Source organism: Streptomyces sp. NEAU-sy36 (genome assembly GCF_013423905.1).
In the GTDB taxonomy this organism is placed as follows: Bacteria; Actinomycetota; Actinomycetes; order Streptomycetales; family Streptomycetaceae; genus Streptomyces; species Streptomyces misionensis.
The window spans coordinates 8205345-8224859 of the sequence record NZ_CP058977.1; the positions used below are offsets into that span (position 1 = coordinate 8205345).

The 19515-nt window shown below is 73.6% G+C and carries 13 protein-coding genes and 3 tRNA genes; 5 read left to right on the plus strand and 11 right to left on the minus strand.

What is annotated here, in order from left to right:
* Positions 1-83: 83 nt before the first annotated feature.
* From HZZ00_RS36180 to HZZ00_RS36200, 5 genes are all read right to left on the minus strand, one after another.
* A complete protein-coding gene (locus tag HZZ00_RS36180) occupies positions 84-2252 on the minus strand; it encodes a glycosyltransferase family 39 protein (RefSeq protein ID WP_180330223.1) in 2169 nt (722 codons plus the stop codon).
* Positions 2249-3550: a bifunctional glycosyltransferase family 2/GtrA family protein gene (locus tag HZZ00_RS36185; protein ID WP_180330224.1), complete on the minus strand. Its 1302-nt coding sequence runs from the start codon at positions 3548-3550 to the stop codon at positions 2249-2251. Before HZZ00_RS36185 ends, HZZ00_RS36180 begins: the two co-directional genes overlap by 4 nt.
* 14 nt (positions 3551-3564) lie before the next feature.
* Entirely contained in the window at positions 3565-5232 is a 1668-nt protein-coding gene (locus HZZ00_RS36190) for a HAMP domain-containing sensor histidine kinase (protein WP_180330225.1), read from the minus strand.
* Positions 5232-5969 (minus strand): response regulator transcription factor, encoded by a 738-nt coding sequence (locus tag HZZ00_RS36195; RefSeq protein ID WP_180330226.1) that lies wholly within the window; start codon positions 5967-5969, stop codon positions 5232-5234. The genes HZZ00_RS36190 and HZZ00_RS36195 overlap by 1 nt, the downstream gene beginning before the upstream one ends.
* Before the next feature lie 101 nt (positions 5970-6070).
* The gene (locus HZZ00_RS36200; protein ID WP_180330227.1) at positions 6071-6943 is read right to left on the minus strand and encodes a DUF2797 domain-containing protein; all 873 of its coding nucleotides are present in this window, start codon (positions 6941-6943) and stop codon (positions 6071-6073) included.
* A 153-nt stretch (positions 6944-7096) separates the two neighbouring features.
* Between HZZ00_RS36200 and HZZ00_RS36205 the strand changes: the two genes are divergently transcribed.
* Positions 7097-8272: a hypothetical protein gene (locus HZZ00_RS36205; RefSeq protein ID WP_180330228.1), complete on the plus strand. Its 1176-nt coding sequence runs from the start codon at positions 7097-7099 to the stop codon at positions 8270-8272.
* Between the two features lie 530 nt (positions 8273-8802).
* A complete protein-coding gene (locus HZZ00_RS36210) occupies positions 8803-8946 on the plus strand; it encodes a hypothetical protein (RefSeq protein ID WP_180330229.1) in 144 nt (47 codons plus the stop codon).
* 56 nt (positions 8947-9002) lie between these two features.
* Here HZZ00_RS36210 and HZZ00_RS36215 read toward each other — a convergent pair.
* Positions 9003-9075, minus strand: a tRNA-Arg gene (locus HZZ00_RS36215).
* Positions 9076-9279: 204 nt separating this feature from the next.
* Positions 9280-9370 (minus strand) — tRNA-Ser (locus HZZ00_RS36220).
* Positions 9371-9539: 169 nt separating this feature from the next.
* On the opposite strand from HZZ00_RS36220, the gene HZZ00_RS36225 reads away from it, so the two are divergent.
* Both HZZ00_RS36225 and HZZ00_RS36230 read left to right on the plus strand, forming a co-directional pair.
* A complete protein-coding gene (locus HZZ00_RS36225) occupies positions 9540-10055 on the plus strand; it encodes an SSI family serine proteinase inhibitor (protein WP_180330230.1) in 516 nt (171 codons plus the stop codon).
* A gap of 179 nt (positions 10056-10234) precedes the next feature.
* Entirely contained in the window at positions 10235-14635 is a 4401-nt protein-coding gene (locus HZZ00_RS36230) for a PAS domain-containing protein (RefSeq protein WP_180330231.1), read from the plus strand.
* Positions 14636-14683: 48 nt separating this feature from the next.
* On the opposite strand, the gene HZZ00_RS36235 is transcribed toward HZZ00_RS36230, so the two are convergent.
* Together HZZ00_RS36235 and HZZ00_RS36240 are read right to left on the minus strand one after the other, a co-directional pair.
* Positions 14684-16339, minus strand: a complete 1656-nt coding sequence (locus HZZ00_RS36235; RefSeq protein ID WP_180330232.1) for a long-chain fatty acid--CoA ligase — start codon at positions 16337-16339, stop codon at positions 14684-14686.
* A 124-nt stretch (positions 16340-16463) separates the two neighbouring features.
* Positions 16464-17000 (minus strand): SigE family RNA polymerase sigma factor, encoded by a 537-nt coding sequence (locus HZZ00_RS36240; RefSeq protein ID WP_180330233.1) that lies wholly within the window; start codon positions 16998-17000, stop codon positions 16464-16466.
* A gap of 264 nt (positions 17001-17264) precedes the next feature.
* Between HZZ00_RS36240 and HZZ00_RS36245 the strand changes: the two genes are divergently transcribed.
* Positions 17265-18122, plus strand: coding sequence for a bifunctional DNA primase/polymerase (locus tag HZZ00_RS36245; protein ID WP_180330234.1), 858 nt, complete (start codon positions 17265-17267; stop codon positions 18120-18122).
* A 100-nt stretch (positions 18123-18222) separates the two neighbouring features.
* On the opposite strand, the gene HZZ00_RS36250 is transcribed toward HZZ00_RS36245, so the two are convergent.
* A tRNA-Ser gene (locus tag HZZ00_RS36250) sits at positions 18223-18312 on the minus strand.
* Positions 18313-18464: 152 nt separating this feature from the next.
* Complete coding sequence (locus tag HZZ00_RS39315) at positions 18465-19142, minus strand: endonuclease domain-containing protein (protein ID WP_374028504.1); 678 nt, start codon at positions 19140-19142, stop codon at positions 18465-18467.
* Positions 19143-19515 lie beyond the last annotated feature (373 nt).

A 19515-nucleotide genomic window follows, 5' to 3' on the forward strand; every position in this document is an offset into this window, starting at 1 on the left:
GGCGCGGAGGCGCGGGCCCGAGCGCCTGTGCCGTCACCATGTCCGCCGGCACCCGGACGCGGACCCGCTCCGCCGTTTCCGCTTCAGCCCTTCGCGCGCTGGGTGAGATCGTAGAAGGTGGCCGAGCCCACGGTCACCTCCTTGAAGGTGCTCCGGACCCAGGAGCTGATCTGCGAGCCGGTGCCGCTGCCGCCGCCCATGCCGCCGCCGGCGATGAAGTAGTGGATCCTGCCGTCGGCCACGTACTCCTCGAACCGGGCGAGCGTCGGCGACGGGTCGGTGCCGTTGAAGCCGCCGATCGCCATGACCGGGTCGCCGGTGGCGAGCTGGTAGCCGGCCGCGTTCTGCGAACCGATGGACGCGGCGACCCAGGTGTAGCGGGAGGCGTCCTTCTCCAGCAGCGCCTTGGCCGCCGAGCCGACGGCCGTGCCGTTCAGCAGGCCGCCGAAGCCGCCGGGGCCCCCGCCCTCGCCGGTGCGCGCGCCGCCCGGGAAACCGCCGGCGAGATCGCCGCCGGGACCGGGGAACCCGTTCCCGTTCCCTCCGCCCGGCATGCCCTGGCCACCGGGCATCCCCTGACCGCCGGGCATGCCCTGACCGCCGGGCTTTCCCCGACTCCCCGGCACGCCTTGTCCCCCCGGCATGCCCCCGCCGCCGAAGCCGCCCTTCCCGCCGCCGGGCCGGCCGCCGCCGAAGCCCATCGTGCTCGCGCCCGCCGGGCCCGCCGTGGGAATCGAGCCCTCGTGCCCGGAGGCCACCGTGCTCAGGGTGTAGGCGGTGGGGCCCGCCAGCGCGGCGACGACGGCCAGGGCCGCCGCGCCGAGGGCGGCCCGCCGCACGAGACGCCCGGCGAAGACCAGGCCGAGGGCAGCCAGCAGACCGCCCACCAGAACCGGCCACTTCAGCCAGGGCAGGTAGTCGGGCGTGCGGTCGAGCAGCACGTACCCCCAGGTCGCGGCCGCCACCGCGGACGCGGCGAGCGCGAGTGCCGCCCACGTCTCGCGGCGCCGCTCCCACAGCAGCCCGGCGCCCGTGCCGACGACGGCCGCCGCGTAGGGGGCGAGGGCCACGGTGTAGTACTGGTGGAAGATGCCCGCCATGTAGCTGAACACCGCCATGGTCGTCAGCAGGGACCCGCCCCAGACCAGGAGCGAGGAGCGGGCGACCGACGTACGCCCCCGCCCGCGGGTCGCCACCAGACCCGCGGCCAGCAGGATCAGCGCGGCGGGCAGCAGCCAGGAGACCTGGCCGCCGACCTCGGAGCCGAACATCCGGTCCCAGCCGGTCGACCCCCACATCCCGCCACCGCCGCCGGGAGCGCCACCACCGCCGACACTGCCGGTCTCCTCGCCGTTGAGCCGGCCGAACCCGTTGTAGCCGAAGGTCAGTTCCAGGAAGCTGTTGTGCTGCGAGCCGCCGATGTACGGGCGCGAGGAGGCGGGCCACAGCTCGACGACGGCGACCCACCAGCCCCCGGACACCACCAACGCGACGGCCGCGGCGGACAGTTGTCCGAGGCGCTTCTTCAGCGGCACCGGTGCGCACACCGCGTACACCAGCGCGAGCGCCGGCAGGATCAGGAACGCCTGGAGCGTCTTGGCGAGGAACGCGAGGCCGATCGCGGCCCCGGCCCACACCAGCCATCGGGTCCGGCCGTCCTCCAGCGCCCGTACGACGAGGTGGCAGGCCACCGACATCAGCAGGGCCAGCATGGCGTCCGGGTTGTCGAACCGGAACATCAGCGCCGCGACCGGGGTGAGCGCGAGCACGGCGCCTGCGAGCAGACCGGCCGCGGGGCCGGACCGGCGGCGCACCGCGGCGTACACGACGGCCACGGCCGCCACGCCCATCAGCACCTCGGGCGTGAGGATCGCCCAGGAGTTCAGGCCGAAGAGCCGCACCGACAGTTCCATCGGCCACAGCGAGGCCGGGGGCTTGTCGACGGTGATGGCGTTGCCCGCGTCCAGCGAGCCGAAGAACAGTGCCTTCCAGGACTTGCTGCCCGCCTGGACGGCCGCCGAGTAGAAGGAGTTGGCGTAGCCGGAGGCGCTCAGGTCGTACAGGTAGAGGAGGAGGGTGGCGGCGAGCAGCCCGAGGAGGGCGGGGCGTGCCCAGCGGGGGTCCTCCGGACGGCCGCGCCAGAGCCGGTGCGGCAGGGGCGGCCGGGGCGCGGCGGCCGGCGGCGGCCCCGGCAGGGCCGTGCCGGCCGGCCCCGCGGACGCGTCGAGCGGGCGGTCGTGGGAGGTGCTCATCGGGGCCCTTCGCAGGAGTGGGTGCCGGTGCCGGCGTCGTACGGCCGCCGCTGGTCGGGGAAGACCCAGGCGCGGAAGAGCAGGAACCGCAGGACGGTCGCGGCGAGGTTGGCGGTGACGAGGACCGCCAGTTCGGTGGAGTGCGCGGGGTGGCCGTCGGCCGCGTCGAGGGCGGCCAGGGAACCGCTGGTCAGGGCGAGTCCGATGGCGAAGACCACCAGGCCCTGGGCCTGGTGGCGGACCGCGCCGCCCCGGCCGCGCACCCCGAAGGTGAGCCGGCGGTTGGCGGCCGTGTTGCCGACGGCCGACACCAGCAGCGCGAGCGCGTTGGCGGCCTGCGGCCCGCAGATCTGCCGGAAACCGCTGTAGAGCAGCAGGTAGAAGAGGGTCGACAGGACGCCGACCACACAGAAGCCGACCAGTTGGCGGGCCAGCCCCCCGGGTACGCCGGTCAGCTCGCGGTCGCGCGGATCGTCGCCGAAGGGCCGGGCGAGCCGGTCCAGCGGCAGCGAACCGGTGGCGAGCGCCCGGCCGATCCGCCACACGCCCTTGAGGTCGTCGGTCGCGGTGCGCACGATGTGCACGGTGGAGTCCGGGTCGTCCACCCAGTCGACCGGCACCTCGTGGATCCTGAGCCCGGCCCGCTCGGCCAGGACCAGCATCTCGGTGTCGAAGAACCAGCCGCTGTCCTCCACCAGGGGCAGCAGCACCCGCGCGACGTCGCCCCTGATGGCCTTGAACCCGCACTGCGCGTCCGAGAAGCGGGCGTGGAGCGAGCCGCGCAGGATCAGGTTGTACGCCCGGCTGATCAGCTCGCGCTTGGGCCCGCGCACGACCCGGGAGGAACGGGCCAGCCGGGAGCCGATCGCGAGGTCGGAGTGGCCGGAGATCAGCGGCGCGACCAGCGGCAGCAGGGCGTTGAGGTCCGTGGACAGATCGACGTCCATGTAGGCGAGGACCGGCGCCTTCGACGCGGACCACACGGTGCGCAGCGCGCGGCCGCGGCCCTTCTGCTCCAGCCGTACGACGCCCACCCCGGGCAGCTCGGCCGCGAGCCGTGCCGCGACCAGCGGGGTGGTGTCCGTGGAGGCGTTGTCCGCGATGGTGATGCGAAAGGCGTAGGGAAAGGTGCGCGTCAGGTGCTCGTGCAGCCGGCGGACGCACGGCTTGAGGTCCTGCTCCTCGTTGTAGACGGGGATCACCACGTCCAGGACGGCCGGGCCGGCGGCCGAGGCCGGCAGGTGCTCCCGGGCCGGCAGGGCGCCGGGGGGCGCGTCGGGAGAAGAGTCGGTTCGCATGGAACCGACTCTCGTCAGGCGCCCTGTCGCACCGATGTGGCGGCGCTGTGGTCGGGCTGTGAGTGCGAACCGCCGTGACGCGGCGGGGTGTTGGAGTCGGCGGCGCCGGCCGGGCCGGGGACGGACGTGGTGCCGAGCGCGGGCAGGCGCACGGTGAACACGGTCCTGCCGGGCACGCTCTCGACGCTCACCGCGCCGTCGTGCGCCGCCGCGACGGCCTGGACGATGGCGAGTCCGAGCCCGGTCGAGCCGGTGGCCCGGGACCGCGCCGAGTCCCCGCGGGCGAACCGCTCGAAGACGTGCGGCAGCAGCGCGTCCGGGATGCCCGGCCCGTCGTCCTCGACGTCCACGCACACCCACGCCCCCTGCCGGCGCACCCGCGCGGTGACGGTCGTACCGGGCGGGGTGTGGCGCTGGGCGTTGGCCAGCAGGTTGACCAGGACCTGCTGGAGCCGGGCGGGGTCCGCGCGCACCGGTGTGGGTTCGTCGGGCAGGGCGAGCCGCCAGTCGTGGTCCCGGCCGGCCGCGCGGGCGTCGCTGACGGTGTCCACGACGAGCGGGACCAGATCGGTGCGCCCGAACTCCAACGGCCGGCCGGCGTCCAGGCGGGCGAGCAGCAGCAGGTCCTCCACCAGCAGGGTCATCCGCCCGGCCTCGGACTCGATCCGCCCGAGGGCGTGCCGGGTGTCGGGTCCGACCTGTTCGTGGCCGCGCCGGGTCAGTTCGGCGTAACCGCGGATGGAGGCGAGGGGGGTGCGCAGTTCATGGCTGGCGTCGGCGACGAACCGCCGTACCCGCGTCTCGCTCTGCTGGCGGGCCTGCAGGGCGCCGTGAACGTGGTCGAGCATCCGGTTCAGCGCGGCGCCGACCTGTCCGACCTCGGTGTGCGGATCGCACTCGGCGTCCGGGACGCGCTCGCTGAGGTTCACCTCGCCGGTGTGCAGCGTCAGTTCGGAGACCCGGGTGGCGGTGGCGGCGACCCTGCGCAGCGGGCGGGTGGCCACGCCGACGATGACGGTTCCGGCGAGGCAGGCGGCGAGCAGCCCGGCGGCGGTGACACAGACCTCGACGACGATCAGGGTGTTGACGATGCCGTCGGTGTCCTCGGTCGGGATGCCCACGTAGAAGGAGCCGTTGGGGCCGGTGACGTACTGGGCGCGGTAGCTGCCGAGGCCGGGCAGGCCGAGGGTGTGCGCGTGGTCGTCCGCGGGCACGGTACCGAGGGCGGCGAGCTGGTCCGCGTCGAGGTCCTGGGCGCTGGTGTACGGCGCCGACTTCGCCTTGCGGCCCACCTTGCCCTCGGTGGCGGTGCCGTCTTCCACCACGGCCACGACCGTGTACTGCGGCTGCGGGCCCAGGGCGACGAACTGGCCCAGCTCGATGCCCGGCGGTGGGTGGGCGCCGTCCGGCATGCCGGGCCCCTTGCCCTGCCCCGGCGGGGCGAAGGCGCCGGAGGCCCGCTTGCCGACCTCGTCCAGCCGGCCGTCGAGCTGGGCGTACAGGTGCGAGCGCAGGGCCAGGGTGGTCACGGTCCCGATCACCGCGCAGACCACGGCGATCAGCAGGACGGAGACGACGACGAGGCGGGTGCGCAGGGTGCGGGGCGCGCGGGGCGGCCGCGGGGTGGACCGTCGTACCCGGCTCGACCGCGGTTTCGGCCGGGGCCGGGGAGGCCCGCTCATCACACGGCGGGCTTGATCAGGTATCCGGCGCCGCGCCGGGTGTGGATCATGGGCTCGCGTCCGGCGTCGATCTTCCGGCGCAGGTACGAGATGTACAGCTCGACCACGTTGGCCTGGCCGCCGAAGTCGTACGACCAGACGCGGTCCAGGATCTGCGCCTTGCTGAGCACGCGGCGCGGGTTGCGCATCAGAAAGCGCAGCAGCTCGAACTCGGTGGCGGTCAGGTGGATGGAGGTGCCGCCCCGGGTCACCTCGTGGCTGTCCTCGTCCAGTGTGAGGTCGCCCACGACGAGCACGGACTCGGACCGCCGGTCGGCCGCCCCGGCCCTGCGGATCAGCCCGCGCAGCCGGGCGACGACCTCTTCCAGGCTGAACGGCTTGGTCACGTAGTCGTCACCGCCGGCGGTGAGCCCGGCGATCCGGTCCTCCACCGCGTCCTTGGCGGTCAGGAACAGCACCGGTACGTCCGGCAGTTCGCGGCGCAGCCGGCCGAGGACGGCCAGCCCGTCCATGTCCGGCAGCATCATGTCGAGGACGACGGCGTCGGGCCGGAACTCGCGGGCCGTCTGCAGGGCGCCCTGTCCGTCGCCCGCGCTTCTGATCTGCCATCCCTCGTAGCGCAGGGCCATGCTCAGCAGTTCGGTGATCGACGTCTCGTCGTCCACCACCAGCACGCGGACCGGGCTACCGTCCGGCCTCAGCAGTTCGGTGCGCCCCTGGGGCGAGGTCGTGGTCATGGCGGCCACCCTGTCGGGGCCCTCTGAGAAGAGCGTTTCACGAGTCTTGGTTTTTCCTGAGAAACGCACAGCCACCGCTCAGCCAACCCCTGGGAAGCCCCTCAGAAGAGCCCGTCCTGCTGCCGGACGAACTCCCGTACGGGAACGTCCCGTACGGCACCGCCGGGCGCGGCCGGCACGAGCCCCCACCCCCTGACCAGCCGGATGTCGAGCACGACGACCCGTCCCGGCCGGACCTCCAGATGGAGATCGGGCCCGGCGGCGGCGACCAGCTCGCCGCTGACGGTCGCGCCCGGCAGGAGCCGCTCCACCTCCCCGCGGGCGCCCGGCCCCCGGTCGAGCCCGAAGACCCGTACGTGGTCGACGACCGCGCAGGGCTCGGGCCGCAGCGACTGTGGCCACCGCGCCAGCGCGACGGCCCGCCCGTGCAGTTCCCGCACCTCGGCGGCCCGGTCTTCCGCCGCTCCCGGCAGCACCGCCCGCACCGCGCGCTTGTCGGCGTACGGGATCCGGTCCGGCACCCGCAGCGCGGCGCGCAGCAGTTCCTCGGTGCGCCGGGCGGCCATCAGCGGGCCGGTCCCGAGCCAGCTGAAACAGACGGCCCCCTGCTCCAGCAGCCGCGCCGGCCCCCGCTCCACGGCGGTGATCCCGACCTTGACCATGCCGGGCCCGAACCAGGCGAGGTAGACGCGGTACGGACGGGGGTCGTCGGCGATCGTGTCGGCGGCCACGGAGTGCGCCCGGTCCAGACGCGCGCACTCCTCACAGCGGGCGCCGGTGGCGCGCGGGGACACGGGTGCCCGCACCGGGCAGGCATGGCCCCGCGCCCCGACGCAGGTCCGCAAGCCCCCTTCCGGCACGCCGAAGGCGACGCGCTTCCCCCAGGTCAGGCGGCTGCTCCGCCCGCCTTCCCAGCCGAGCACGGGTCCCTCTTCGGACCAGCGGAGCCCGGAACACCGCCACATGTTCGCCATCACTCCTGAGGGTAGGGGGTGGGTCTGACAGCGCCCCCGGGAGACGGACCCCACGCACGGGAGTGCTGAACCGGGGCCGGAAATTCCGAGCGCCGCCGGCCGGGCGCGGGATAGCCTCCCCTGTCATTTCTCCGAGGGTGGGAGGCGGCAGCGTTGTCAGCCCGTTCCGGCGCCTGTCCAGCCGGGCTCGTCAGACTTCTTCTCGCCCTGTCCGCCTCGGAGTTCGGCGACAAGCTGGTCCAGGTGGCGTACGCGCTCATCGCGGTGCGGACGGGGTCGACGACGTTCCTCGCCGCCGTGCTGGCCGCCCAGACGGTTCCGGTCCTGGTGCTGACCCCGCTGGTCAGCTCCCGGGGCTGGCTCCGTTCCCGGACCGCGTGGCGGGCCGGGCTGATCGGGCAGGTGGCGGCGTTCGCCGTCGCGGCCGCGGCGGGCGGCGACCGGACGGTCGTCCTGGCAGGTGTCCTCGTCGCCGCGTCCTGCGAGGCCCTGACCATGCCGTTCTCGCGTTCGCTCCTGCATGCGCTGAGCGACGGGCGGCAGGCCGAACTGGCCAAGTGGTGGGCGGTGTCGAAGGCGGGCGCGGGCGCCCTGGGCATGGTTCTGGCCGGCGTCGTGGTGGGCTTCTCCGGGCCGGGCCCGGCCTTCGCGCTGGACGCCCTGACCTTCCTGCTCGTCCTGGCCGTGGCGTGGTCCCCGAGGATTCCGGAGGACGGCGCGCCGGCCCACCGCAGCGCCACCGCGGGCTTCCGCCGTCTGCTGTCCCCCGGCGCGTTCGGCGCCCTCGGCCTGGTCTGCGTGAGCGCCATGCTGCTCACCACCAGTCTGGAGGGCGTGTCGGGCCCCTTCATGCTGGCCCGGACGCCCGGGTACGACGCGAACGGGCTCGGCGTGGTGCTGGCCTGCTGGGCCGTGGCTTCCATGGTCACGGCGGCGGCGACGCCCAAGCGCCTCACGGGCGTCCGGCTCCTCCTCCCCCTCGCCAACGTCCTGGTGGCCCTGGCGCTCGGTCTCCCGAGCCTCGGCCTGCCCTTCTGGACCGCCGCCGTCACCTTCGCCCTGGGCGGCATCGGCAACGGCGTCTTCAACCTCCTCCTCACCCGCGTCATCTGGTCGGGCATACCCGCCGAGGCCCAGCCGCACGCCTGGGCCGCCTTCAACTGGATTCTGAACGCGTCCCTCTTCCTCAGCTTCACGACGGGCTTCTTCGTCCCCGCCCGCCACACCCCGGCACTGCTGGCGGGCGTCTCGGCCGTCTGCCTCCTCGCGGGATGCCTCCAGCTCTCGGTACTGGCACGCGCCCCCGGATCGGCACGGGTGATCGCCTGAGCACGCCCGGCGCTACCGCTTCCACCTCGGCACATGCCGTCCTGATCGGCTCGGATCTTTTGCGCGGCTCCGGTCGCGAAGAGAAAATGAATGGTGATGGACCTGCTGGAGCGAGGGGCCGCGCCCCAGGACCTCACCGGTCGCCTGCGGGCGGCCGCGGCCGGTCCTGGACGACCGGCACTCGCGCGCGAGGCCGTCGCCGGCCGCCCGGCCGGGCTGTCCGCCGCGGCGCGCGGAGTCGTCGACGTGCTGGCGCCGCTGCCGGCCTGCTGCCCGTTCGGAGGCGGCGCTCGATGGCGCCGTGGCCGGCGGGATCGTACGACCGACGGACAGGTGGCCCGGTTCCGTCATGAGCCGACCACCCGGCCGCGGAAAGGGTCGGACCAATGCGGAAAGCAGCCTTACTGAGCGTCAATCTCCTGACCGCCGCCCTCTGTTGCACGGCGTTCTCCCCGGCACAGGAGCCGCGGCCCGGACCCACGGAGTCGGCAGTCCGGTGTTACGCGACACACCGCAGTCCCGGCGCGACCGTGTGTTACCGGCAATCATGGAAGGCCGAGTACCGGCACGGCGACGTGGTCTACGTCCCGATCCTCATCCAGGTGCCCACCGCACGCGCGACCCCCGTGACGATCGTCGGCAGCCTGGACGACATCCACCCGTCGGAGGCCTGAGCGCGAAAGCGACCAACGCCAGAGGCCCCGGATCTCTCCGGGGCCTCTGTTCTGTGTGCACTCGGCAGGATTCGAACCTGCAACCTTCTGATCCGTAGTCAGATGCTCTATCCGTTAAGCTACGAGTGCTTGTTCTTTTGTTCTTGTCTCCGTTTCGGTTCCTTTCGGCCCGTCCCGGCGACAGGAAGAACATTACATGACTGCCGCCGTCATGTGAAATCCGATTGGCTCACCCCCTCTGACCTGCGGAAACGCCCAGGAGGGGGAGGTGGGGGGAGTGAACGGCGGGAACGACGAAGCCCCGGTCCACAGGGACCGGGGCTTCGGTTGGGGCGGAGGCGGAGGGATTTGAACCCTCGATGGGCTTTAAGGCCCAAACCGCATTAGCAGTGCGGCGCCATAGACCGGACTAGGCGACGCCTCCAGCACAACCGCTCACGCGAGCGCGCGAGTGGTGCGTGCAGATGATGACACAGCCGAGGGCCCCGTCACCAATCGACCCCCACGGTACTAGGCAGGCGGGCCGCAGGGCAAAGGGCTTCTTGTGCCGGGGTGGCGCGCAACGTCTGCGGCGGTCGGGCGTTGAGGAAGGCATGGGTTCTGTTTCCTCGGGAGTGCCGGGCGGGGGGTGGCGGAGGATCCGGGCGGGGCTCGCCGCCGCCGTCGCCGTCCCCTTCACCGCGTCCGTGTCCGTGGCCGCCTCCGTGGCCGTGTCCGTCTCCGCGTCCCTGTCCGCCGTGGCGCTGGCCGCCGTGCCCGTCGCGGCGGCCGGCACCGTGCCGGTCGGTGATCACCTCACCGTCGTCGTCCGGCACGCCGGGGCCGGGCGGGACGGGACGTACGAACTGTTCTGTCATCCCGGCGGCGGGCATCACCCGGACGTGGAGGGTGCCTGTCGGGGGCTTGACGCGCAGACCCAGTGGGGGCGGGACGTGTTCGCGCCGGTGCCCCCCGGGAGCGTGTGCAGCATGATCTCCGGCGGGCCCGCCACCGCGCGGGTCGTCGGGCGGTGGGCCGGGCGGCCCGTCGACGCCTCCTTCGGGCGCGGGAACGGGTGCGAGATCGCCCGCTGGGACCGGCTGGTGCCGCTGCTGCCGAAGATCACCTGAGCCTGGGCCAAAGGTCCGGTCGTCACCGCATCGGTGTCACTTCCCCGTGGGACCTCCCTCTCATCCGGCGCCCCCGGCACAACACGTGCGCATAGACTCCCTCGCGTGACACGCCGCGGGCCGGTTGGCAAGATGGCCCGAGCGGTCGGCAAGGTGCGGTAACAGGGAGGAAGCGTCTCGTGAGCAGCAGGCCATCCCGAGGCGCTGCTCGCCTCGCAGCCATACTCGACGCTCTGCCGGACGCGTTGGTCCTGGTCAACGCCAACGGAACCGTCGTCAACGCCAACACCATCGCGTTGGAGGCCTTCGAAACGCCGGGGACCGCGCTCGTGGGGCGCGGTCTGCTCGATCTGCTGCCCCAGTTCGACTCCCGGCTGATCCCCGGCTCCATGCGGCGACCCGGTCAGCGGGACCCGCGGGGCCGGACCAAGCCGGCCCGGATGGTCGCCCGGCGCACCGACGGGACCGAGTTCCCCGTCGAGGTCACCAGCGCGAACCTGGAGAACGGGCAGCAGGCGTACGACGGTTACGGCTACACGGGCGACGAGCTGCTGATGATCGTCGTCCGGGACCTGTCCGGGACCGTCGACACCGAGGCGGAGCTGGCCCGCTCGCAGCGGCAGACCGAGATGATCCTGCGCGCCGCCTCCGAGGGCGTCGTCGGCACGGACACCGACGGGCGGATCGTGCTCGTCAACCCGGCCGCCGCGCAGATCCTCGGCTACCGGGCGGGCGAGCTGGGCGGCAAGGAGCTGCACAACCTCGTCCTGCACTCGCGGGCCGACGGCTCCCCCTTCCCGTACGCCGAGTCGCCGCTCGCCGACACCCTGCGCTCCGGGCGCAAGCACCGGGTGCGCGGGCAGGTGCTGTGGTCCAAGGGCGACAAGAAGGTGCCGGTCGACCTGACCACCGCGCCGGTGCGCGACGGGGATCAGCTCGTCGGCGCCGTGATGACCTTCGCCGACCGGCGGCCCTTCGACGCCCTGGTGGAGGAGAAGGAGGCGCTGGAGCAGGCGCACGCCGAGGAGCTGGAGAAGCTCTCCGAGGAGCACGCCTCCGACCTCACCGCCCTGCGCCAGCAGCACGCCACCGAGGTGGAGGAGCTGCGCGAGAAGTACGAAGCCGAGCTGGCCGGGCTGCGCGAGAAGCACGCGGAGGAGCTGGCGGCGGGCGAGGAGCGCTACGCCGCGCTCGGCGAGCGGGAGAAGGACCGGTACGAGGCGCTGGCGGGCCGGCACGAGCAGCTGCTCACCCTGCTCGGGCGGTCGCTGCGCGGGCCCCTGGACGAGCTGCGGCGCGAACTGGCCGCCCTCGCCTCCGACGACGCCGGACAGCTGTGGCCCGAGGCCAACCAGGTGCTGCACCACCTGTCCGCCGGGTACTCGCGGATCACCACCCTCATCGACAACGTCCTCGGCTACCAGCGGATCGACGCGGGCAGCGAGGACATCACCCGTACGAAGGTGATGCTGGACGCCGTCGTCGCCGCCGGTGTCGACGGCGCGGTGGAACTGATCGGCCCCGGCCGGGTGCAGTTCGCCGTGCACGCCCCGCCCATCGAGGCCGAGGTCGACCCGCGGCGGCTCGCCACCGCGCTGGCGCACCTGGTCGCGGACGTCGCGGGCGTCGACGCGACCGGCAACGCGCCCGTCTCCACGGGCGGTTACCTGGACAACACCGTGGTCGTCGCCGCCGCCCAGCGCGGTGCGGTGGCCCGGATCGAGGTGCGCGGACCGTACGCGGGCGGCGACCCGGTGCACGAGCCGATCGTGCGCGGGATCGTGCGCGCCCACGGCGGTGTGCTCCAGACGCACGAGGTGCCGGGCATGAGCGGCAGCGCGTACGTCCTGGAGGTGCCGCTCGGGGCGGGCGCCGGGGCCGTCGCCGCACCGGCGCCCGAGCCCGCGCCCGCCGGGCCCGCGGAGGAGCACGAGGACGGTGCCGCCGGTGGCCGGCGCCGGGCCCGGCGCGGGTCCACCGACTCCTTCCTGGACGGCGGCGACCTGCCGGACGCGGGCGGTGACGGGACCGAGGCGCCCGTGCCGACCGGGCGGCGGCGCAGGCGTGCGGGCGCGCCCGCCGACGAGACCGGCCCGGTTCCGGTCGAGGACCCCCAGGCGACCTCCGGCGGGACCGGGCGGCGCCGTGGACGGCCCGCCGAACTGCCCGTCCGCGCCGGTGGCGACGGGGTGAGCGAGGGCGCCGTGGTGACCGCGGCCGAGCATGCCGCGGGGACCGCCGCCTCCGGCACCGGGCTCGGCGGCGCCGTACCGCCGCAGGGCGTGCCCGCGCCCGCCGGACGACGCGCCCGGCACGGCTCGGAGGCGGCCGCGCAGGCCGCCCTGCCCGCCGCGCTGCCGGCCGGGGACGGCGAGGACACCGACGAGGAGGGCCGGCCCACCGGACGGCGCCGGCGCGCCCTGGCCGCGGCGGCCGAGCGTGCCGCCGCGCAGGAGTCGGCCGCCCGTACCGTCTTCGCGCTGCCGCCCGCCACGGCCGACCGCGCCCCGGAGGCGGCGGTCCCGGCCGCACCGGCCCCGGGCCTGCCCGGCCAGGTGCGGGTGCCCGCGCAGCCGCCGCTGACCATGCCCGCCGAGGAGGGACGGCACGACGCCGTGCCGCTGAGCCAGGCCGCCGACCACACCCCGCCGCAGCCGCATCCCACCAGCGCCCCCACCGGGCGGCGCCGCCGGGCCGTCGCACCGCCCGCGCAGCCGCAGGCGCAGGACACCGAGGGGCGGGGCGTCCCGCTCCAGGCCGGACCCGCGGTCGCCGTGCCGGCCCCGGCGAAGGCGGTCGCGGCACAGCCCGGGACCGCGAGCGCCGCGCCGCTCACCCCGGCGGCCCCGGCGGCCCCGGCCGCCCCGGCCGCCCCGGCCGCCCCGGCCGCCCCGGCCGCCCCGGCCGCCCCGGGTACGGTCACCCCTCCCGCCGCTCCCGGTACGGTCGCCGCGCCCGGTGTTCCCGGGCCGCAGGCCGCGTCGGGCGCGCCCCACGCCGCCGTGCCGCCGGTCCCGGGTCAGCCGGGTGCCGCGCGGCCCGTGCCCCCCGGGCAGCCCGCCCCGGCCCAGCAGCCCCCGGCGGCCGCCACGCCGGCTCACGGCACTCCGGCCGCCCCCGGCGCCCAGCCGCTGCCCCTGCCCGCCGAGGCCGGCGCCCCCCAGGGGCCCGCCTCCGCCCAGGGCCCGGTGACCGCCGCCCCCGCACCGGCCGCCGCCCCGGGGTGGCCCGGTACCGACGACACCTCCGGCGCGGGCGTCGCCGTACCGCGGCCGGCGCCCACCGCCCCGCCCGCGCCCGGCGCCCCCGCACCGCGGTCCGGTCCCGCCGCGACCCCGGCGGCCGGTACTCCGGTGCCCCCGGCGGCGCCCGGCGCCCCCGCGCCGCAGCCGACCCCCGCGGCCGGCACGCCGCTGCCCGCGGAGCACCGTGCCGCGCAGCCGCTGCCCGCCGAGAACGCGGGTGCCACGGCGACCGGGAGCGTCCCGGCGTACGACCCCGACTCCACCCAGGGCCGCGCCTTCAGCGTGCGGACCCTCGGTCAGGGCGTGCCGTTCACCCGGCAGGGGACGCCGACGCCGCCCCCGCACACGCCGAACGGCTCCGGCCGCCGGCGCAAGCTGGGCACGCCCCCCGACCCGGCCGCCCGGCAGGAACAGGCGGCCGAGCCGGCGCCCGCGCAGCCGCCGGGCCTGCCCGGGCAGTCACGGCTCGCGCCGGGCACCGAGGGGGCCGGACGGTCGTACGCGATCGGCGCGCCGGACGCGAACGCGGCCGAGGGGCCCGAGCCGCTGGACGGTCCCGGCGGGGCCGTCGAGGTGGCGGACACCCCGCGCCCGCAGCCGATGGACGACGAGCTGCCGCCGGAGCCGCTGGACAACCCGCGCCGGCTGCTGGTGTGGCCCGCGCCGGACGTGACCACCCAGCAGGCGCTGAGCGACCGCGGCTACCGGCCAGTGATCGTGCACTCGCGCGAGGAGGTCGACGCGCAGATCGCGGCCTTCCCGGCGGCGCTGTTCGTGGACCCGCTGACCGGTCCGATCACCCGTACCGCCCTCCAGTCGCTGCGCCAGGCCGCCGTGGCCGCCGAGGTGCCGGTGCTGGTCACGGCCGGGCTCGGGCAGGCGACGCGGGAGGCGGCGTACGGCGCCGATCCCGCCGTGCTGCTGAAGGCGCTGGCGCCGCGGGACAGCGAGCAGCATCCGCCGCGGGTGCTGCTGATCGAGGAGCACGAGGAGATCGCGCTGGCGCTGACCGCGACGCTGGAGCGGCGCGGGATGCAGGTGGCGCGGGCCGCGAACGACACCGACGCGGTGGCGCTGGCGGGCCGGTTCCGGCCGAACCTCGTGGTGATGGACCTGATGCAGGTGCACCGGCGGCGGGCCGGGATCGTGGACTGGCTGCGCGCGAACGGGCAGCTCAACCGCACCCCGCTGGTCGTCTACACGGCCGCCGTCGACCAGGCCGAGCTGCCGCGGCTGACCTCGGGCGAGACGGTGCTGTTCCTCGCGGAGCGGTCCACCAGCACCGAGGTGCAGTCCCGGATCGTGGATCTGCTGTCCCGGATCGGCACGAACTAGCACTCCGACGGCGAAGGGGGCCGGGCCCGCCGCCCGGCCCCCTTCGTCTCACAGCCGGGTGACGTCCAGGTCCCCGTCCGCGTACCGCTTGCGCAGCGCCTTCTTGTCGAACTTCCCGACGCTCGTCTTCGGCACCGACTCCACGGTCGTCCAGCGCTCGGGGAGCTGCCAGCGGGCGATGTGGGCCTCCTCCGCGAGGAAGGCGCGCAGGGTCTCGAAGCCGGGGTTCGCGCCGTCCTTGAGGACGACGGCGGCCAGCGGGCGTTCCCCCCACCTGTCGTCGGGCACGGCCACCACGGCGGCCTCCGCGACCTCCGGGTGGGACATCAGCGCGTTCTCCAGCTCGACCGAGGAGATCCACTCGCCGCCGGACTTGATGACGTCCTTGGCGCGGTCGGTGAGGGTGAGGAAGCCGTCCGGGGAGATGACGCCGACGTCCCCGGTCTTCAGCCAGCCGTCCGCGCTGAACTTGTCGGCGGGGCACAGGGGTTCCGCGCCGGGGCCGTTGTAGTAGGCGCGCGCGATCCAGGGGCCGCGCACCTCCAGCTCGCCGGCCGACTTGCCGTCCCAGGGCAGGCGTTCGCCGCCGGGGCCGGTGAGGCGGGCCTGGACGCCCGCCGGGAACCGGCCCTGGGTGACGCGGTAGCCGAACTCCTCGTCGGCGCCGACGGCGTGGGCCGGCGGACGGGCCATGGTGCCCACCGGGGAGGTCTCCGTCATGCCCCAGGCGTGCACGACGCGCATGCCCAGCTCGTCGAAGGCCCGCATCAGCGCGGGCGGGCAGGCCGAGCCGCCGATGACGACCTGGGTGAGGGAGGCCACGTCACGCGGCCGGGTGTGCAGTTCCTTGAGCAGGCCCTGCCAGATGGTGGGCACGGCCGCCGCGTGGGTCGGCCGCTCCCGTTCGATCATCTCGGCGAGCGGCGCGGGCTGCAGGAAGCGGTCCGGCATCAGCATGTTGACGCCGGTCATGAAGGTGGCGTGCGGCACTCCCCAGGCGTTGACGTGGAACTGGGGGACGACCACGAGCGAGGTGTCCCGGTCGGTCAGGCCCATCGACTGGGCCATGTTGACCTGCATGGAGTGCAGATAGATCGAACGGTGGCTGTAGACCACGCCCTTGGGATCGCCGGTGGTGCCGGAGGTGTAGCACATGGTGGCGGCCTGGCGTTCGTCCAGCTCGGGCCAGTCGTAGCCGGCCGGGCGGCCCGCGAGCAGGTCCTCGTACTCGTGCACCCGGGCGGTGGCGCCGGCCAGCGGGGCGCGGTCGCCGGGGCCGGAGACCACGAGGTGCTCGACCGTCTTCAGCCGGGGCAGCAGCGGGGCGATCACCGGGATCAGGGAGCCGCTGAGGATGATCACGCGGTCGGCTGCGTGGTTGACGATCCACACCAGTTGCTCGGCCGGCAGCCGCAGGTTGAGGGTGTGCAGCACCGCGCCCATGGAGGGCACCGCGAAGTAGGCCTCGACATGGTCGGCGTTGTTCCACATCAGCGTGGCGACCCGGTCGTCGTCGCGCACCCCGAGGGTGCCGCGCAGGCCGTGGGCCAGCCGGGCCGAGCGGACGCCGATCTCGGCGAAGGAGCGCCGCTGCGGCTCGGGCTCACCGGTCCAAGTGATCACCTGCGACGAACCGTGGACCGTCGACCCGTGGGTCAGGATCCTGGAGATCAGCAGCGGTACGTCCTGCATGGTGCTCAGCACGGAGTCCTCCCGGCGACGATGCCTACGCGGTGGTAGGGGGGTGCGCTGATTCTGCGCACATACCGCTTGGTATGTCACTAGGGGGCGGGAAAATGCGGCCCGGGGCACCCGGTGGCCGCGACGGTCATCTCACGGGGTCCAGCTCCGGGTCCTCCCGGAGCTTGCCGAGCGCCCGGGAGACCGCCGACTTCACCGTGCCGACCGAGACCCCGAGCACCTCGGCGGTCTGCACCTCGCTGAGGTCCTCGTAGTACCTGAGGACGACCATGGCCCGCTGCCGCGCCGGCAGCTTCATGATCGCCCGCCACATCGCGTCGTGCAGCGCCTGCCGTTCGGCCGGGTCGTCGCCGGGCACCGGCTCCGGCTCGGGCAGCTCGTCGCAGCAGAACTCGTCCACCCGGCGCTTGCGCCACTGCGAGGTCCGCGTGTTCAGCAGCGCGCGGCGCACATAGCCGTCCAGCGCCCGCTGGTTCTCGATCCGCTCCCAGGCCGCGTAGGTCTTGGCGAGCGCGGTCTGCAGCAGGTCCTCGGCATCGCTGGGGTTCGCGGTCAGCGAGCGCGCGGCGCGCAGCAGAACGGGCCGGCGGGCACGCACGTACGACGAGAACGTCGGGTACGCCGGGGCCGCCGCCGAGGCGCTGGTGCAGACGGGTGTGGTCATGGCTCCACGCTATGAGCGCTCCCCGCACCGGCGGATCGGCCGCAAGTGCCGAAGCGGGGTCCGCCTCAGGTTGTAGGGGTGGGGATGGCTCCACCTCCTCTGGGTGGAGCGGGGGTCCGCCCCGTCTGCGGGTCGACCCTGAGAAACCCCTGCGGACGACCTCCGCGACGCCGTTCGTTCCATACGGACACGCCTCCCCGGGCCGAGTTCGGGAACGGCCGCTCGCCCACTTCCTTTTTTCGAACGTACGTACGACCATGAGGTATGGCCACCACCGACCGGCAGGCCACGACCCTGGCCCTCGCCCACGCGTTGTCCGCCGCCGAACACGGCCTGGCCGTCCTCCCGCTGTCCCGGACGAAGCTCCCGGCCCTGCGCTCCCCGCACCACGGCGACCGCGGCCCGGTCTGCCACGGCACCTGCGGCCGCCTCGGCCACGGGGTGTACGACGCCTCCAGCGACCCGGCGCGCGTCCGCGCGATGTTCGCCGCCGCGCCCTGGGCCACCGGCTACGGCATCGCCTGCGGGCTGCCCCCGTACCACCTGATCGGCGTCGACCTGGACACCAAGTCCGGCACGGACACCCCGGCCGCCCTGCGTGAGCTGGGCCTGCGGCACCGGTTCACCGTCCCGCGGACCGTCGTGGTGCTCACCCCGAGCGGCGGCCGGCACCTGTGGCTGACCGGGCCCCCGGACGTCGTCGTGCCGAACTCGGCGGGCCGGCTCGCGCCCGGCATCGACATCCGCGGCGCCGGCGGCTACCTGGTCGGCCCCGGCTCCCGCACCGACCACGGCGTCTACTCCACCGTCCCCGGCACCACCCACCTGCCCCCGGCCGCCTGCCCGCCGGCCCTGCTGCGACTGCTGCTCCCGCCCCCGCGCCGCGCCCGGCACCCGGCGCCCGCGCACACCGGCCACGGCCTCGTCCACTTCGTCCTCACCGCGCACGAGGGCCAGCGCAACACCCGGCTGTTCTGGGCCGCCTGCCGCGCCTACGAGAACGGCATCGGCCCCGCCCTCGCCATCCCTCTCACCGAGGCCGCCCGCCACACCGGCCTGCCCGAACACGAGGCCCGCGCGACCATCGCCTCGGCGGCGAGGATGACCGGGCACCGGCCGTAGCGGGCGGGGGCCCAGGGAAACGACGGACACCCACGCAGCCCCGGCACGCGCACGGCCCCTGACCAACTACCCAGGTCAGGGGCCGTGTTCGCGGTTCAGGAGCGGAGGCGGTGGGATTTGAACCCACGGTGACATCGCTGCCACGACGGTTTTCAAGACCGTTCCCTTAGGCACCGCTCGGGCAACCCGCCTTGACCCCGGCCCACCTGGGGCGGAGCGGCTCCAGACCACCGGGATCGGAGAGACCCGTGTGGGCTTGGTCCACACAGGGTCCACTGGGCTCCTGTCCGCCATGCCGCCACCCCTCCGCGTGACCAAGGCGCCTGTATGCCGTCGTTTCTCTCAAAGATCAATGCGCCCCCTATAACCGGGCTTCCTAACCACTCGGTATGCTGGCGGGTTGCGCAGGTACTCATTCAGCACATCATACGTTTTCAGCTTTTCCGGCAGCGACTCATACCAACCCAGCCCAGAGCTATTACAGGAAGCACAGAGCAGTCCCCGAACGCACGCGCCACAGCTTCTCGGCCGGGGACAGCATTGATGATCGTGATCTATGTGCCAGTCCTTCGGGCCCGGATCCGGAGTCTGACATATCGCACAGCACCTCAACTGGAGCTCAAAGATCTCCGAGTAAGCCTCTTTCGTCAGCCCGAATATACGCATTCTATGAATGAAACTGCGACAGTCCTTACAGTATGACGAGAGGCTACCTTTCGCAGTCCTGGGGAAGTCGCCCAGAGGGAGAACCTTCATACAGTTCAGACACTCGTAACAACCACGCTCCTGAAGGTCAGCCAGATACTTCGTATCGCGTCGACGTCGAAGATCGCCTGTCACCCCACCCTTCTTCAGTTGAAGGTAGTGTCCGTTGCAGTAACCACGCGCGATAGGGGTTTTAATACACCCGTCATGCTTGCACGGCCTGGTTCTACCCTTTTGATCCTTTAAGGGAGCATATTCCGCACCTCTCCGCCTCTGCCTGTAGTGCCCTCTGCACAAATCAGCAGCCCACAACATGGCGTCACAGAATTCCAGAGAACAGGTCTTACCGCGATTTGCGTTCCTCCAGCGCTGATAGTGCTTGCTACATAAACCGTGCCCATGCTGGTTCCCATCACAGCCTTCAACTGTGCACTCCTTGACGGTTTTCCCCCTTCGATCTTTCTCATAACAAGACCGACAAAAGTTCAAGGCATAAACCTGATGCCCGTCGGCATTCTTGCATTTCTTGAGACGGTCCAACTCGCATCCCCCAGGCGCGATCGTGGTGGTGTCACCCTTCGGGCAGTCACGGCACTCTGCTACTTGCGAAGTTCAGCACACGGCACTGACAACGGGCGGAGGCATACGCGTAGGACAACTATCCGCAGCACAACCGGGCCACCGCCGC